At 67.8% G+C, this 13,755-nt stretch carries 7 protein-coding genes and 1 pseudogene; 1 reads left to right on the top strand and 7 read right to left on the bottom strand.

Features of this window, described 5'->3' with window-relative positions; genetic code table 11:
- The first annotated feature begins 402 nt into the window (after positions 1 to 402).
- Positions 403 to 1,515 carry a tyrosine-type recombinase/integrase gene (locus ACFYX3_RS31695; protein WP_389021005.1) on the top strand — a complete coding sequence of 371 codons (1,113 nt, stop codon included), beginning with the start codon at positions 403 to 405 and terminating at the stop codon, positions 1,513 to 1,515.
- A 213-nt stretch (positions 1,516 to 1,728) separates the two neighbouring features.
- Here the strand turns inward: ACFYX3_RS31695 and ACFYX3_RS31700 are convergent.
- The 7 genes and pseudogenes from ACFYX3_RS31700 to ACFYX3_RS31730 all read right to left on the bottom strand — a co-directional run.
- Positions 1,729 to 1,935 (bottom strand): annotated as a pseudogene (locus tag ACFYX3_RS31700) (metallophosphoesterase); the annotation flags it as partial.
- A 445-nt stretch (positions 1,936 to 2,380) separates the two neighbouring features.
- Entirely contained in the window at positions 2,381 to 4,315 is a 1,935-nt protein-coding gene (locus ACFYX3_RS31705; protein ID WP_389020691.1) for a DUF2357 domain-containing protein, read from the bottom strand.
- The gene (locus tag ACFYX3_RS31710) at positions 4,312 to 6,678 is read right to left on the bottom strand and encodes a hypothetical protein (RefSeq protein ID WP_389020694.1); all 2,367 of its coding nucleotides are present in this window, start codon (positions 6,676 to 6,678) and stop codon (positions 4,312 to 4,314) included. The genes ACFYX3_RS31705 and ACFYX3_RS31710 overlap by 4 nt, the downstream gene beginning before the upstream one ends.
- Positions 6,679 to 6,682: 4 nt before the next feature.
- Complete coding sequence (locus ACFYX3_RS31715) at positions 6,683 to 8,131, bottom strand: hypothetical protein (protein ID WP_306693342.1); 1,449 nt, start codon at positions 8,129 to 8,131, stop codon at positions 6,683 to 6,685.
- On the bottom strand, positions 8,115 to 11,501 hold the full coding sequence (locus tag ACFYX3_RS31720; RefSeq protein WP_389020699.1) for a DEAD/DEAH box helicase: 3,387 nt from the start codon (positions 11,499 to 11,501) through the stop codon (positions 8,115 to 8,117). The genes ACFYX3_RS31715 and ACFYX3_RS31720 overlap by 17 nt, the downstream gene beginning before the upstream one ends.
- 23 nt (positions 11,502 to 11,524) lie before the next feature.
- Positions 11,525 to 12,946 carry a lipopolysaccharide kinase InaA family protein gene (locus ACFYX3_RS31725; protein WP_389020702.1) on the bottom strand — a complete coding sequence of 474 codons (1,422 nt, stop codon included), beginning with the start codon at positions 12,944 to 12,946 and terminating at the stop codon, positions 11,525 to 11,527.
- Positions 12,947 to 12,979: 33 nt separating this feature from the next.
- On the bottom strand, positions 12,980 to 13,633 hold the full coding sequence (locus ACFYX3_RS31730; protein WP_280518390.1) for a VWA domain-containing protein: 654 nt from the start codon (positions 13,631 to 13,633) through the stop codon (positions 12,980 to 12,982).
- Positions 13,634 to 13,755: the final 122 nt, after the last annotated feature.

Genomic DNA, 13,755 nt, shown 5'->3' on the forward strand with positions numbered 1-13,755 from the left:
GCGACAGGGGAGCCGCACGGGCCTCGCAGCCGTACCGAATCGCCCTGGCGACGTGTCAGGAGAGTCGACGACCAGTCGGCGTGAGTCCTGCAACACCTGGGACAGCTGATCGAGCACGAGAATCGTTGTACGCTCCGAAGACCGCCCTTGACCTGCTGAAGCAGGCAGGGAGCAGACAGATCGGGAGTTCCTTCATGCTGCGCACCATGTTCAAGTCGAAGATCTAGCGTTTGGGTGTTTCCGCAGGTCAGAGCCCTGATCGCGGCCTCCAGGTCAGCAAACGGTCAGCATCGGACCGGACGGTGTCCGGCTTGCTGACCTGCGTCTACGGCAGGGGCCTTCTGCGCCGCCCATCGCCCTGCTCGGAAGGCTTGATGCGTGGCTCGACAGCTCGCCCGTGGGATGGGGTCCTTCTTCAAGGAGTGCGGTTGTTCCAGGCCGACCCGTTGCCCGCACCCGTACACGATTCGGTTTCGGGATGCTCTCGGCAAGCAGCGTGAAGAGGCTGGTTTCGGCACGCAGGACGACGCGGTCGAGCGCCTTACGCAGATCTATGCGGAGAAAAAGAAGACGGCGCCGTCCGTTGCCGAGGCCCGCCGGGAACTCGGTCAGCAGACGGTCGAGGAATACGCGAAGCAGTGGCGGCCGCGGCAGCGGAGGATGACGGAGTACTCCACGGGCTGGCACGTCGACAGCTCCATCAACGTGCACATCGTCCCCCGTCTCGGATCAAGGAAGCTGAACTCTGTCACGCCGATCGTGGTCGAGCGTTTCCTGGACGAGTTGGAGGCCGATGGGGTGGGCCGCGGAAACCAGGCGAACATCTTCCGCACTCTGAAGGCGATCTTGCGGGACGCCTATGGCAAGGGGGCCATGGCGGACGATCCTGTGAAGGGGGTCCAGGAGCCGGAGTACGTCCGCCAGAAGGTGGTCATCCCGCCCCTCGCCTACGTGAAGAAGGCGCTGACTGCCGCTGACGAGTATCTCGCGCTTGAGATCGTCATGATGGTGGGCTGCGGTTTGCGAAACGGGGAAGCCCGGGCGGTGAACGTCAACAACGTTGTGGCGGATGACGTCTACCGAGTGCATGAGCAGATCCACTCCAACACGCACAAGCCGGCGAAGCTGAAGCACCGCAAGGCGGGGGAGTTCCGGGAGGTCCCTCTGCCGCGCTCGGTGCGGGAAGCTATCGAGCGGTACGAGGAGAAGCACGGCACCACGCAGGATGGCTATCTCCTGCGCGGCCCGAGCGGCTACTACACGGAACCGATGGAACGCCGCCGTGTGCAGAAGCTCTTCAGGAACCTCCCCGTGGAGGACGGTGTCGGCATGTACAGCTTCCGACACTACTTTGCCTCAAACGCGCTCGGCCACGGGATACCGATCACCGATGTGGCGGAATGGATGGGGCACAAGTCCATTGAGGAGACGTATCGGACCTACCGGCATCTGATGCCTGGGAGCATTGCGAAGGCGGCTCGCATTTTGGATGTTGGCTTGTGGGAAGCGGCCTGATTCGATGCTGAGGTCAGCAGGTACTTTGTCTGCTGGTGGTACAGGCGTCAAGCGTCGCTGAGCTGTGTAAAACGTGGCCACGTGTGGTTCGTTGGAGCCGTTGGCCCGGGAATGGTCCGGATCGTGTACTCGGCGCGACGAGGCTGGTCATCTGTCGACGCCGCACCCCTCGGCTCGTGGACTGCTCCAAGCGGATGTGTTGGCCCGCCCGGTCTACGGCGAGGTGGGCATGTGCGGGCTGCGGAGCACGAGCAGGGTGATCTCGCTGGGGGCGAAGACGCGGAATGGCGGGCCCCAGAAGCCGGTGCCGCGGCTGGTGTAGAGGAGGGTGCGGGGGCCGTGGTGGCTGAGGCCGGCGAGTGCGGGCTGGTCGATGCGGACGAGGTGGTGGAAGGGCCAGATCTGGCCGTCGTGGGTGTGGCTCCTTGGGGCGAAGGATTCTCTGCGGGATGGTAAGACCCCGCCGCAGTCACCTCCCTTGGCATGAGCCGCGATCAGTGCGCTACGCCCCCGCTTGGTACTACCGCCAGTGGAGCGCGCGCCGGCGCGACGACGGCCTAAGCCGATGACTGCGAGTGCAGGCCCCACTGAAAGCCAGCCAAAGCACTCCCGCAACAGGGCGTTGACGTACCCTGATTGCCTTGCCGGCAACCGTCCCGAGGGCGCTTCTGCGCGGAGCCGTGAGACGGCGAAGTCCCACCGGAACGCTCCGGTGGGACTTCGCCGTCTCACGGCTGACCCATTTTTGCCGAACTGACGTGTCACCACATGCCTAGCGGACGCCGCGACGATCCTGTTCTGCCTGTGCTGCGCCGAGGCATCCCGAGCCACGGCCCGTTCGAGGGATAGACGCACCGTTCCCGGTTCAGGGCGGTGGCTGGGCCGAACAGCCGCGCGGGCAGGAAGTGACTCGTCCCGCCTCACCGCAGGTGCCGCAGGCGGGACAGACGGACTGGCCGGTGCGCTCCGCGGACCAGCACGGAACCGCCAGGAGAACCCCACCGGCACGGCGATCGAGGTCGGGTTCGGGAGCACCGGTAGCGGCAAGGCCGTCCGGATCGAGCAACGGGAAGGTGTCGCCACAGGCCAGGCAGCGACGGAGTTCCCACCGGGTACGGCACGAGGTGCAGGACGCTGCGAACAGACCGTCCTCACGAGGCTCGAAGACCGTCTGGCGCTGAGGTCCGGTCTTGGCGCACACCGGGCACACTTCGAGCAGTTCGGTCTTGGCGGCCGCGTCTTCCAACGCCGCACGCAGAGTACGCAATCGCCGGGTCTCGTGCTCGATTGCCCGGCCACTGCCGTGCCGCCTGACGGTCTGTTTCAGCAGTGCGGGGAGGCGCTCCGACTCGGCCGGGCTCGGGGCGCGCACGACCGCGACACCGTCGGGCCGGGGTTCGAGCCAGCCGCAGCCCGCCAGAGCGGAGCGATCGCCTGCGGGCACGGGCACGGTGTGGGGGTAGTCGCGCACGTCGGCACCCAGTGTCGCCCATTGGACGGCCCGCAGCAGGCGGCTGACGCTGAAAATGTCCAGAGGGGACAGAGGAGCGACGTCGACATGCCTCTCGGGGGCGCCGTCGCGGCGACCGATCCGATAGGCGGCCCGGACGACCCCAGGCTCAGCGTCCTGCCGTGTTTGAAGCAGCCCGGGATAGACGATCAGGTCGTTGTCGCACACGGCGCTCGACCGGTCACGGCGGGATTCCGTGATCGCCGCAGCGACCGAGGAGGCGTCGGGAGCCGTGCACAGGTCGGTCGTGATCGGTACGACGCGGAGCACCCGCCGCTTGCGCCAGTGAAGGACGAAGTCGCCCGTCTGGGACCAGGTGACCGTCAGCTGCTCGCCTCGCATGTGGAAGCGGGTGGAGCAGCCGGGGGAAGGAACCGGCTGGCCGGCTTCCGGGACGGCCTGGAGCAGCTTGCAGGCGAGCAGCAGAAGGAGACCGGTGAAACGCTCGAAGGCTCCGAGGACCTCCTGTCGCCGACGGGCCGTTTCGGCTTCTCCGAGACGCGGGGTCTCGATCGCGGTACAGGCTTGCCAGAGCAGAGCCACCCTGCGGTAGTGCGGATCACTGCTCAGCAGGTTCGTCGGGTGCAGTTCGCGCGGCGGTGCGGAGCGGTGGTCGACCGCGCGTGCCAGCGGCGAGCCCAGCATCAACTCCACCGTCGTGAGGGCCGATTCCAGTGCCCGTCGGCGTACCTCCGCGGCCGCCTGGTGCCGACCGGAGTCCTCGATGTTCCTGAGCAGTCCGGCCAGGTCTCGTCGGGCCCGCCAAGACGTTTCCTGCGAGGGCATGAGCAGGCCGTGTACGTCGTCCACCATCCTGCTCAGGTCCCTGAGCTTGGCGATGCGCTTCTGCAGATGCGATCGCATCACGTTGAGGACGGCGACTGCGACCCGGTTCTCGTAGATGTCGGCGTTTTCCTCACTGCGCCGGGCTAGCAGACGGCTGGGCCGGACACCGGCGAGCGTATGCGAGGCCCAGTCCTCGGGGCGGGCGGCCAGACGTGCCGTCGCGCCTGCGGCGATCGAGCGCACCTGGGACGTCGGCAGGACTTCCTCCACCGTACGCAGGCGCGTGTACGGGCGGTGGCATACCGTGCGCAGCGCACCGGACTCCCGCTCGAAGACGTCCTCCACTGTCAGGGCTTCCGTCTCATCGGTGACGTCGAGGATGATCGGCGGCATGGCCAGCCAGTCGTCGAGCGTAGCGGCCTCCTCGGCGAGACGGGCAGACACCGCAAGGAGATGGCGGACGAGGAGAGAGCCGAGCTCCGGCTCGGCCGCTTCCCGGCTCATCGCCGACCGCGCGAGCGGATCTCGTCGTCCAGCAGTCGTTGTGTCGCCGTCGGCTCGTGAGCGCTGTCGAAGCGTGTCAGGCTTTCGACAAGGTCGGTGCGCAGTGTGTCGAGGGTGTCAGCATGGATGTCGTACCGCCCCCGGACGGAGCGCAGGATGCGTGTGGCCAGCAGATGGTCCAGCGCTTCCCCCGGGCTGCCTCCGGCGGCGACCACGACGGGTGCGAACTCCTTGATCTGTAGCTCGAGCCGGTTGCCCCAGCCGATGCGCAGCTCATCCGCGAAGCGACTGCGCCAGAGGGTGTCGAGAAATTCGATGATGCCGTCGGCCTGTGTGCCGTAGGTGGCCTGCGCCTCGCCGAAAGCCTGGCTGATACGTCCGAGTCCGAGGGGCTGCACTGGTGCGCACGGCGTCACCGGCAGCTCCGGGTGCCGCCAGGGCAGTTCCAGGACGAAGGCCCGGTCGTAGGTCTTGTCGGCGAAGCCGACGGTCGTTTCGTCATGGTTGGCTGTCCCGATGAACCAGACGTTTTCCGGAATGGCGAGGTGCGTGCCGTCGATGATCAGGTCGGCGGGGTTTCCGACCGGTGCTGTGGTCAGCGCCAGTCTGGGTCGGTCCTTGATGGCGAGGGCTGACAGTACTCCGCTGAAGTACTGTTCGGGATGGGAGAGGTTCATCTCGTCCAGGACGATGAAGAAGGGCCGATCCTTGAAGGCGGGGCACTGAGCGCGGTACAGGGCTTTGGTGAACTCCGATTCATAGAAGACCCGGTCGAAGCTGTTGTAGTAACCCATGAGGTCCTGCGGATCGCGCCAGCCGGCCTGGACGGGAACCACGGCCACACTGGTGTCACTGCCGAAGGCCCCGGCCAGCGCCCGGGCCAGGCCGGTCTTGCCGATACCGCTGATGCCCTGGAACAGATGGAGACGGCTCATCGCCATGCCCGCCAGGACCAGGCGCAGGTCCGACAGACGATAGGAAAGGCCGGCCCTCTGCCGGATGACCGCCTGCATCTGGCGCACCAGATCGGGCATGCCCGGCATGGGCGCATCGGAAGGCAAGGGCGTGGCGAAGTCCCGGTCCATGCGTGCGCAGGCCGGGAACACGTGACCGCCCTTGCCGGCCTGGGCCGTGGCGTTGAGTTTGGCTGCTTCCTCGTTAAGGAGCTGTTGCAGTTGGCCGTTGGCGGCACTCAACCAGTTGTTGATCTCCAGGTAGTTCTGGCGCTCGTTGACCGCGATACGGTCACGTTGCAGAGCGGACTCCAGTTCTCCGCGCTCCCGCACCAGTTCCTCGTTGTCGGAGATGAGTTGCGTGACCTGCTGCCGCAGTTGCTCGAGCATGCGTGCGTCCGCCCGTGGCGCCGTGGCGCTCTCCTCCAGAAGGCGGGCGTTCTCGGCGCGGAGTTCGGTGAGGCGCTCGACGACCTGCTCCAAGGTCATTCCGCCCAGGGACGCCAGAGCGCTTTCGTACTCGTTGAGCCGAGCGCCCAGGCGCTCGTTGCCCTCGGCCAGGGCAGCCGCCTTCTGCCGGTACTCCTCCAGCTGCTGGACCAGCTGGCCGGTGCGGCTCGTCAGCTCGCCCTCGAACCGTTCCGCCCGGCTGGCCTGTTGTTCCTTGAGCGCGGCTTTGAGGTGGACGATGTCCTCGCGTTCGTCCTCCAGCCGGAGCTGCGCGGAACGCAGGTCCCTCTCGCGCTGGGTCAGTTCGCTTTCCCTCTGGTCCAGGACGGTCTGCGCCTCGGCCAGGCGACGCTGCTCCTCGGCCCACCTCGCATGCCGGGCCCGGCGTTCACTGTCGAGGGCGTCCACGGCCGTCTGCCGCTGCTTCGCCAGCCAGCTCTCCAGCTCACGGCCAGCTGCCAGACGACGTTCGGCGGATTGTGCTTCCGCCGATCGCTCACGGTCGGAAAGATCACGCTCCCTGCGGTCGAGGAGCTCCGTGCGCGTGGCCAGGGCGGCGCGTTCGTCCTGCACCAAAGCCGCGTCCTCTGCCTGGCGGGCAGCCGCGGCAGCGAGTTCCTCCCGCTCTGCGTGAAGCCGCTCCGCCTGTACCGTCAGGGCGTTCGCCGCGTCTTCCTGGCGCTTGGCGAGAGCGCGGTAGAGCTGCCACGCGTGTTCGAGGCCGGAGTGCGTGTCGACGGTCTCGTCACCCGCCGCCAGGACCACCTGCGCCTCGCTCGCCACCTGCTGTATCTCCGTCAGCAGCGCGACAGTTTCGTTGTTTCCCGAAGTGGTGCTGGGCGCCAGAGGAGCCGACTGACGCACACGGGTGGTCTCGCTGCGCTGGGAAGCGGCAGCCTGTTGGCCCGGCCACACCACTCCCTTACCTTTCTGACGCGATCGCGTCTGCCTCTTCCCCATGGCGTCAGTTCACCTTTTCGCTGTCCGTGGATCGGCCACCACTCAGACCGAGCAAGTGGCGGGCTGCTTCGTACGCGAGGGTCCGGATGTGCTCAAGCTCGTCCGGTGCAGGGGCACCGGTCGGTCCGTGGGTCGCGTTGTTGCGCAGTATTCGTGACCGGTCGAGATCCTCCAGGAGTGTGGGGCGCCGCCGGATGAACGTGACGAACGGATGTTGCGGATTCTCTCCGGCCGCCCAGACCGCCTTGATGATGTCTCCGGCCAGCCCGTTGGCCGGTGCTTTGCAGTATCTGCGCATCTCCGGCGGCACAGAGGTGGCGCCCAGGCGCTGGGCGGTCAGGACGAATGCGCGCTCCCGTACTCCTGGCTCCCTGGAGGGCGGCAGCCGGGCGGGGAAGCGGTCGTTGAGCCCGGGAAGTATGCACTCGAAGACACGGATCGCATTGCGTGCGGCGTTCTCGCGTTCCCGCGCGGTGTCCTTGAGAAGCGCCAACTCGATGTCCGCGAGGTGAGCCAGCACCTCCGGGTGGTCCCGGATCTCCTCGCCGAGCATGCGTACGACGTCGGCGCGGGCCTCCTCGGCGAGCTCCTGGTCGACCCTGCGCGCGGTGGCAGTCCGGTCGCGGCGGCTCCCGCCGAGCAAGCCGTCTATCAGCCGGCCCAAAGGCTCGTCGCTTTCGGCGCGGGCCACCAGGAGATCCGCCAAGTAGCGCCCGTCACCCACCGCGAACGGATCCTCGACGGTCCACATACGCCCGGACCCGTCGTCGTCCTCGACGACGTAACACACCACGTAGGCGGCGATCGCCGTGCCATGGAAGCCGATCCGCCGAGCCGCCACCACGCCGTCGGGCGTGCCGCGGGAACCACCACGAAGTCCACGAGCAGCCAGGTCGTGGTTTTTGCAGGCTTCCAGCACATCTCGCTCCGACGGGCGCAACGAGGAACCGCCGGCCCGAAGCGTCAGCGCGCCGACCTCTCGGGAGGCACCGGCGGTGCCGAACTGAATGGTGACCCAGCGGCCGCGATGCTCCCGCACATCGGCTCGTACCGGATCGGCGACGAGGATACGAGGCAGCAGCACCCCGGTGGCCGGATCCTGGAACACCCGGACGAGCTGGGGATCCGTCTCCGCCACCTCTCCCTCGGCCACGGTACGCCGCCCCGCCTCGGTCAGCTTCAGCCCGGGTTCCATCAGCCGCCCCTCCACAAGTCGGGCGATCACCGTGCGGCACAGGGCGGTGTCCAGGCCGATCAACCTGGATAGGTCGCCAACGTCCCGCACTCCGGCGGCGCACAAACGCAGCACCACGGTCTGGAAGACGTCCAGTGTGCGGGAGTAGCCGGTCGGCGCCGTCACCTGGTGAACCCACACGGGCAGGAGAACGGGCCGATACCGCTTCCGGGGCGGAAAGGCCAGCTGGAAGACGGGCGTCTCACGGTCGAACGACACGGCCGTCCGCCCCCTTCCGACACAGCTCCAAGAACGCGGCCAGGGGCGCGATCGCCTGGGGACTGCCGGGCCCGAACATGTCGTCGTCACCCACGACGGCGAGCAGCCGCTGCTGACGGCTCATCGCCACGCACAGTCGGTTGGCGACGGTGAGGTGTCCGTAGGCGCGCTTGACATCGGTTCGCGCGGCCGGTGCGCAGCTGCGCACGGTGGACAGATAGGTGACGGAGAACTCCATGCCCTGGAAGGCGTCTACGGTGCCCACTCGTAACCGGTCGAGCGGTGCGCCGTCCTCGTCACGGCACAGCCGGGGCACGGGGCGCCATCCGCCCGCATCGGTGAACTCGGCGAGCCCGGCCTTCTTCAGTTCCTTCCACACCTCGGTGACCTGCGCGGCGTAGAACGAGATGACGCCGAACGTCATGTTCGGATGCCGCTCGATCAGCGCGGCGATCTCCGCCGCGATGACAGCGGCTTCAGCGTGCCGCGTGCGACTCGTTCCCCGTTGCGTTTCGCCGCCCGCGGACAGGGGCACGGGAAGCCACACCGCGGGGACCTCACCGTAGCGGTCGATCCCGTGGGTGAAGTCGGCCGCTTCGCGGCCGTTGCGCAGTTTCCCACGGTAGAAGTTGTCGCTGACGAAGCTGCCGAGCACCGGGTGCATGCGGAACTGGGTGTCGAGACGGACGAACCGGCGATGCCCGTCGGACGAACCGTGCTCCCACTGCCGTGCCAGTCGCTGGAAGAGGCTTTCCTGTAGCCGGTCGCGGACGTCCTCGCCGAGCGAGCCCAGCTCGCGCTCCACGTCTGGTTCCAGCATGTGGGGGAGCTGGGCGTGATCGCCGACCAGCACGATCCGACGGCGGGCCTGAGCGAGGGGGATGAGGAGATCCAGCGGGTTGGCGCGGGCAGCCTCGTCGACGACGACCGACTCGAAGCCCCCGTCTTGACGGCCGAGATCGACCATGGCTTTGGATACGGCCTGTTGGCAGGTCGAGGCCAGCGAGACGGTGTAGGCGCGGAGGGTGTCGTCGACGCCTTCCGGATCGCCGCGCAGGTCGTCCCGGTAATCGAGCAGTGCCGCGGCTATGGCGTCGGGTGACCGGGTCACGGCTTCCGCGAGTTGTGCTGCGAACCGGTCGAGGAGGTCGGCGATCGCGGGATCGGCCACGGTGACCTCTGGCAGCCGAACGCGCGCGGTGAGACGGTCGAGCAGGGTGTCGCGCAACGCGGCGAGCAAGTCGAGGAGTCCACGCTCGGGTGAAGCGGTTCTGGCCGCTGTACGCAGCGACTCCTGGTAGGAGATGCCGTCGAAGAGCGGGGAGTCGGTGAGGTCGAGCCGTGTCAGCAGTGCTCGAGCCGTGCGGGGCCCGTCGTCCTCGAACCCAGTCACCGTGCAGCGCAACGACCGGATGTAGGGCAGGAGGTCCGCGCGCAGGTCGGAGTCGGCCATGGCGGCGGCCCGAGCGCGATTCCTCTCGGCTCCGTCTCTGAGGCTGCGGAGCTCGCCGACCAGCGAGGGGTCGGATATGTCTCCAAGCTGGGTGAGTACTTGGTCGAGGAATTGGGGCAGGAACTCGGGCGGTACGGGTGCCGCCCGGTAGGTGGCGGCCAGTTCGGCGGCTGTTCGCCGAGCAGCGAGATGCTCTCCCACCGGGCGCTCACGTAGCCGCAGGTCGGCGGCGCGGGCGGCGTCGATGCGCCAGGTGTCCAGCGCGACCTTGCTGCCCCGCCCGCGGGAGTCCACCTTGAGCGGCGGCAGCCCGAAGACCCAGCCGCGGGTGACCAGATGGTCCACCGCCGCATGCTGGAAGCTCGTCAGCAGGGTGCTGCCGGCCACCTCTCCGCCCTGGGCGAGATCACCCAGTTGATTGACCAGAGCGGCGATCACCTGCGTTTTGCCCGTGCCAGGCGGTCCCTGGATGATCGCGACATCGGGGGTGTTGAGCGCGGTGAGCACCGCCTCCCGCTGGGCCGGCGTCGGGCCGTGGGGAGCGAAGCAGCTGAGCGCGGCAGGAGAGATCTTCGTGATCCGGCGTCTTGCCGGCTGAGGCCAGGAACCCCCCTCCAGCAGCGTCGGCAGCGCAGGAATGTGGGTCCCGTCCGTGCGCAGCTTCTGCATGGCTTGCTCGCGCCGGTCGAGCCGGCGCTGGTCGCCGCGGTGTGCCAGGTAGAGCCAGCCCTGGGGTGGCGGGTCCTTCTGGTCGTTGAGGGTCGCGGCGAGTCTCAGGGTCTCGGTGACGCTGTCGTACCCGAGCGGTTCACCGATCCAGGCACGTACCTTCTGCGCCCGGGAAGCGACCAGCCACTCCCGGTCGGTCATCGCGGAGTCTGTCACGGAGGCCGGAACGTCTGTTGCCGCCTCGATCTCGACTCGTTCGGCAGCTGTCGTGTTCTCCAGGGCCGCTCGCGTCCGCGGCAATGCCCGGTCGAGGTCCACCGTGAACACGCAGCGGCCATCGGACTCGACCTTGACCTTGGTGTAGCGGATGATCCCGAAATCGCGAATCCGACCTCTGATGTGGCGGGCTTCCAGTTCTTGGTACCTGTCCCACATGGCCAGGTAACCGTTCTGGTTGGCCACCAGGTCGAGGCCCTGCTGAATTCTCTCCCGGTCTCGCTGTCTGGCGGTCATGTCGCGGAAGTCGATCGACCCGACGGCCAGTGCTTTCTGGCCGGCGCCGCGCTGATCGTGGACCGAGCTGAGCAGGCGCACAATGCGGTAGCCGCCGCTGTTTTTCTCGACGTCGGCCATGAGCCCTGGTCCGTGCACCCGGAAGCCGACCGCAAAGCCACCGGCTGGTCCGGCCGAGACCACCATGCGCCTGGCGTCGGCCGGCGCCCCGGGGCGGGGTTCCAGGAAGAGCTCTCGCCTCATGAACTCCATGACGGCCCCGACGTTGGCGGTGTCCGCGCGGTCCGCGTACTTGGTGGCGTCCTCCACGACGGCGTCGTCGACGTCGAGCAGCAGGCCGGTGCTGAGCGGCACAGCGAGTCCTACGGCGGGGGCATAGATGTGCACGCGCAAGGTGAAGGGTTCGCCGGCCGGCGACGCGGGCGGATGCGGACCACCGGTGCGGCGCCGGGGCGGTGCGGCGGGCGCGGGCGGCTCCGGCCGGGCCGGATGCGCAGTGACCGTCACACAGCTGCTTCCGGCTGCCTCGACTTCGTCGAGCCTCCGTTCGTCCTCGGGACTCGCCGGCTTGACTCCGAACGTGGCGAAGTCGGTGACCAGGTCGAGTTGGCCTGTGGGGCGACGGTAGAGGCGGACCTCGCTGCCATCGGGAATGATCCGGCCGACGAACTCCTGCGGCACTCGACGCCAGAGGAAGGACACGAAGACCGGCTCTCCCGGCATACGGGCGGGCATGACCGGCCCCCTGGGGCGAACGCTCACCTGCTCGCCTCCACAGCCATCAGACGTGCCCAGCGGTGGATCGCACCCTGTCTCCCGAAGTGAATCGTCCAGCCGCGGCCGTCGACAGGCACGGTTGCCTGGCTTCCCTGACCGATCTCCCGCCATGGCCGTCCGTCTTGACGGTCCAGCCAGAGGCTGTCGCGGGAGAGGTTCAGGACGGTGGCGTCCTGGCTGTGAAGCCGCAGCCGCGCGACCACCGCGTCAGGTCGATCCGGGGCGGGTGAGGTGTGCCGGGCGGTCAGAGTCGTCTCGCCGCCGGGACGCAGTGCGGTGAAGTCGGGCAGAGGAACCTCCGAGAGCTGGACACCAGGGGTGTCGTCAGTGCTCCCCGATCGGTCTTGCGGCTCGGTACCCACCGGACCGGTCAGTCCGTGGCGCAGCACCCAGACACGGTCGCGGGGCCTCCGGCAGGCGAGGCAGGAGGGTGCGGAGGCACGGTAGGTCCATCCGCACTCCGGGCACTCGACGGTCTGTCCCGCAGCGGAGTGCAGTGCCGCGGCCCACCGGGCAGCCGACGGCCGGAGGAGGGGATTGGCCACGGCGTCCACGAAGCACTGTGAGGCCAGGTCCCACAGCTGGCCGGACAGGAGTTCCCGCCGTGGTGTGATGCCCAGAGTGGACTCATTGGTGCGGTCGGTGGGGTGGTCGATCCATGGCAGGCGGAACCGGTCTGCGTACTCCTCTTGGTAGGCGGGGTCGGAGTCCAGCACCTCGTCGCCCCGGAACGGGTGACTTGCCGTGAGGGTCTCGAAGATCAGCACGCCGAGTGCGTGTGCGTCGGCCAGTGTGGTGGCTCCGCTGCGACCCGACACGATTTCAGGCGCCCCGTATCCGGGGGTGTGTACCGGCGCGGATCCGACGGTCGAGGCCAGACCGAGGTTGTCCACGTCGATGAGACGGATTTCCTGTTGCTCGACAGCGGCGGAAATCAGCACGTTGGAGGGGGACAGGTCCTGGTAAACGATGGCACGGGCGTGGAGCCGGGCGATGGCGTCCGCAAGTTTGGCTAGCAGCCGCAGCCGGCGTTCCAGACCCCCGGTGCGCACATACCAGGCTGCCAGGTCCTCCTCGTCGGGGACACACAAGGTGTCCAACGGAACCATCTCGTCGGCCAGTTCCATGACATAACCGAGCTTCGGCGGGGCGAGCAGGGCGAGCACGCCGGCCAGCGGGACACCGTCCAACGGAAGGCGCTGGATGCGGCGCAGCCGAACGTGTACAGCCTCTGCTGCTTCCTGAGTCGGAGCAGTGATCATTTTGACGGCGGTTCGTCCGCCTCGGGCCAGCCATACCTCGCCCTGGCCGCCGGCTCCGATCGAGTGGGACAGTGACCACAGCTGGTGGTACTCGTCCTCGACGGGCCGCAGCAGGCCGCCGAGATCCCAGCGCGATGCCACGGGGGTGCCTTTCCTCTCGCCGTGTCCCGCCGTTCAGGCGCCGAAGTCGGACAAGTCGTCGGGGCTCAGTACCGGCGCCCGGTCCGGACGCGTACTTCGAGCCTGCTGGGTGACGGTGACCGTGACCCAGCGAAAGTACTGCTGGATGCGTCCGACGTCCTGCGCCTCGAAAACGCCGTTGGCCTCGTCGCTGACGAAACGGCGCAGTACGGCTTTTGCCTGCTCGGTCATGTCGGGACCGATGGCGACCGCCAGCCGGTTGGCTCTGGAACCCTTGGGGGATTCGAGCAACCGGTCGAGGGCCTCTTCCCACTCGTCGGTGGGCATGCCGTCGGACACGAGAACGAGCGTGGGAGAGAAGGACCTGGTGGGGACGGCTGCTTCGTCACGCAGCACCGCGTCGGCGAGCTCGAGGGCGGCACCGAGCGGGGTGCCGCCTCGGGCCTCCATGTCGGTCCAGGACGCATCGGCCGCGGGCACCATCTTCTGATGCAGTTCAGCCCGATCGCGGCTGAAGGCGATTACTCCGACGTGGATGGTGCCTCGCCCGATGTCGGCCGTGGCGAAATCGTCGAGCATGCGACGGATGCACTCGTTGAGCACATCGATCTTCTCTTGGGGTTCCCCCATGCTCCCACTCACGTCCGCCAGTACGAGTACTGGTAACGGACGTGCCTTCGCGGCCATGAAACGCGGCGCGGCACCCACGATGTCCCCCCATCGCTCTCACCGCACTAGGGGCTGCAAGCCGACACGCCTAGTTGCGGCAAGGTCATTCCTGACGCTGAGGCAGACAAAGGTACTACGTG

The sequence above is a fragment of the Streptomyces sp. NPDC002463 genome, assembly GCF_042889835.1.
Classification (GTDB): domain Bacteria; phylum Actinomycetota; class Actinomycetes; order Streptomycetales; family Streptomycetaceae; genus Streptomyces; species Streptomyces nymphaeiformis.

What these genes read in the sequence shown, in the direction of transcription:
- ACFYX3_RS31695 (WP_389021005.1), top strand. Translation starts at nt 403, where the DNA reads ATGGGGTCCTTCTTCAAGGAGTGCGGTTGTTCCAGGCCGACCCGTTGC.
- ACFYX3_RS31705 (WP_389020691.1), bottom strand. Translation starts at nt 4,315, where the DNA reads ATGAGCCGGGAAGCGGCCGAGCCGGAGCTCGGCTCTCTCCTCGTCCGC.
- ACFYX3_RS31720 (WP_389020699.1), bottom strand. Translation starts at nt 11,501, where the DNA reads ATGCCCGCCCGTATGCCGGGAGAGCCGGTCTTCGTGTCCTTCCTCTGG.
- ACFYX3_RS31730 (WP_280518390.1), bottom strand. Translation starts at nt 13,633, where the DNA reads ATGGCCGCGAAGGCACGTCCGTTACCAGTACTCGTACTGGCGGACGTG.
- ACFYX3_RS31710 (WP_389020694.1), bottom strand. Translation starts at nt 6,678, where the DNA reads ATGGGGAAGAGGCAGACGCGATCGCGTCAGAAAGGTAAGGGAGTGGTG.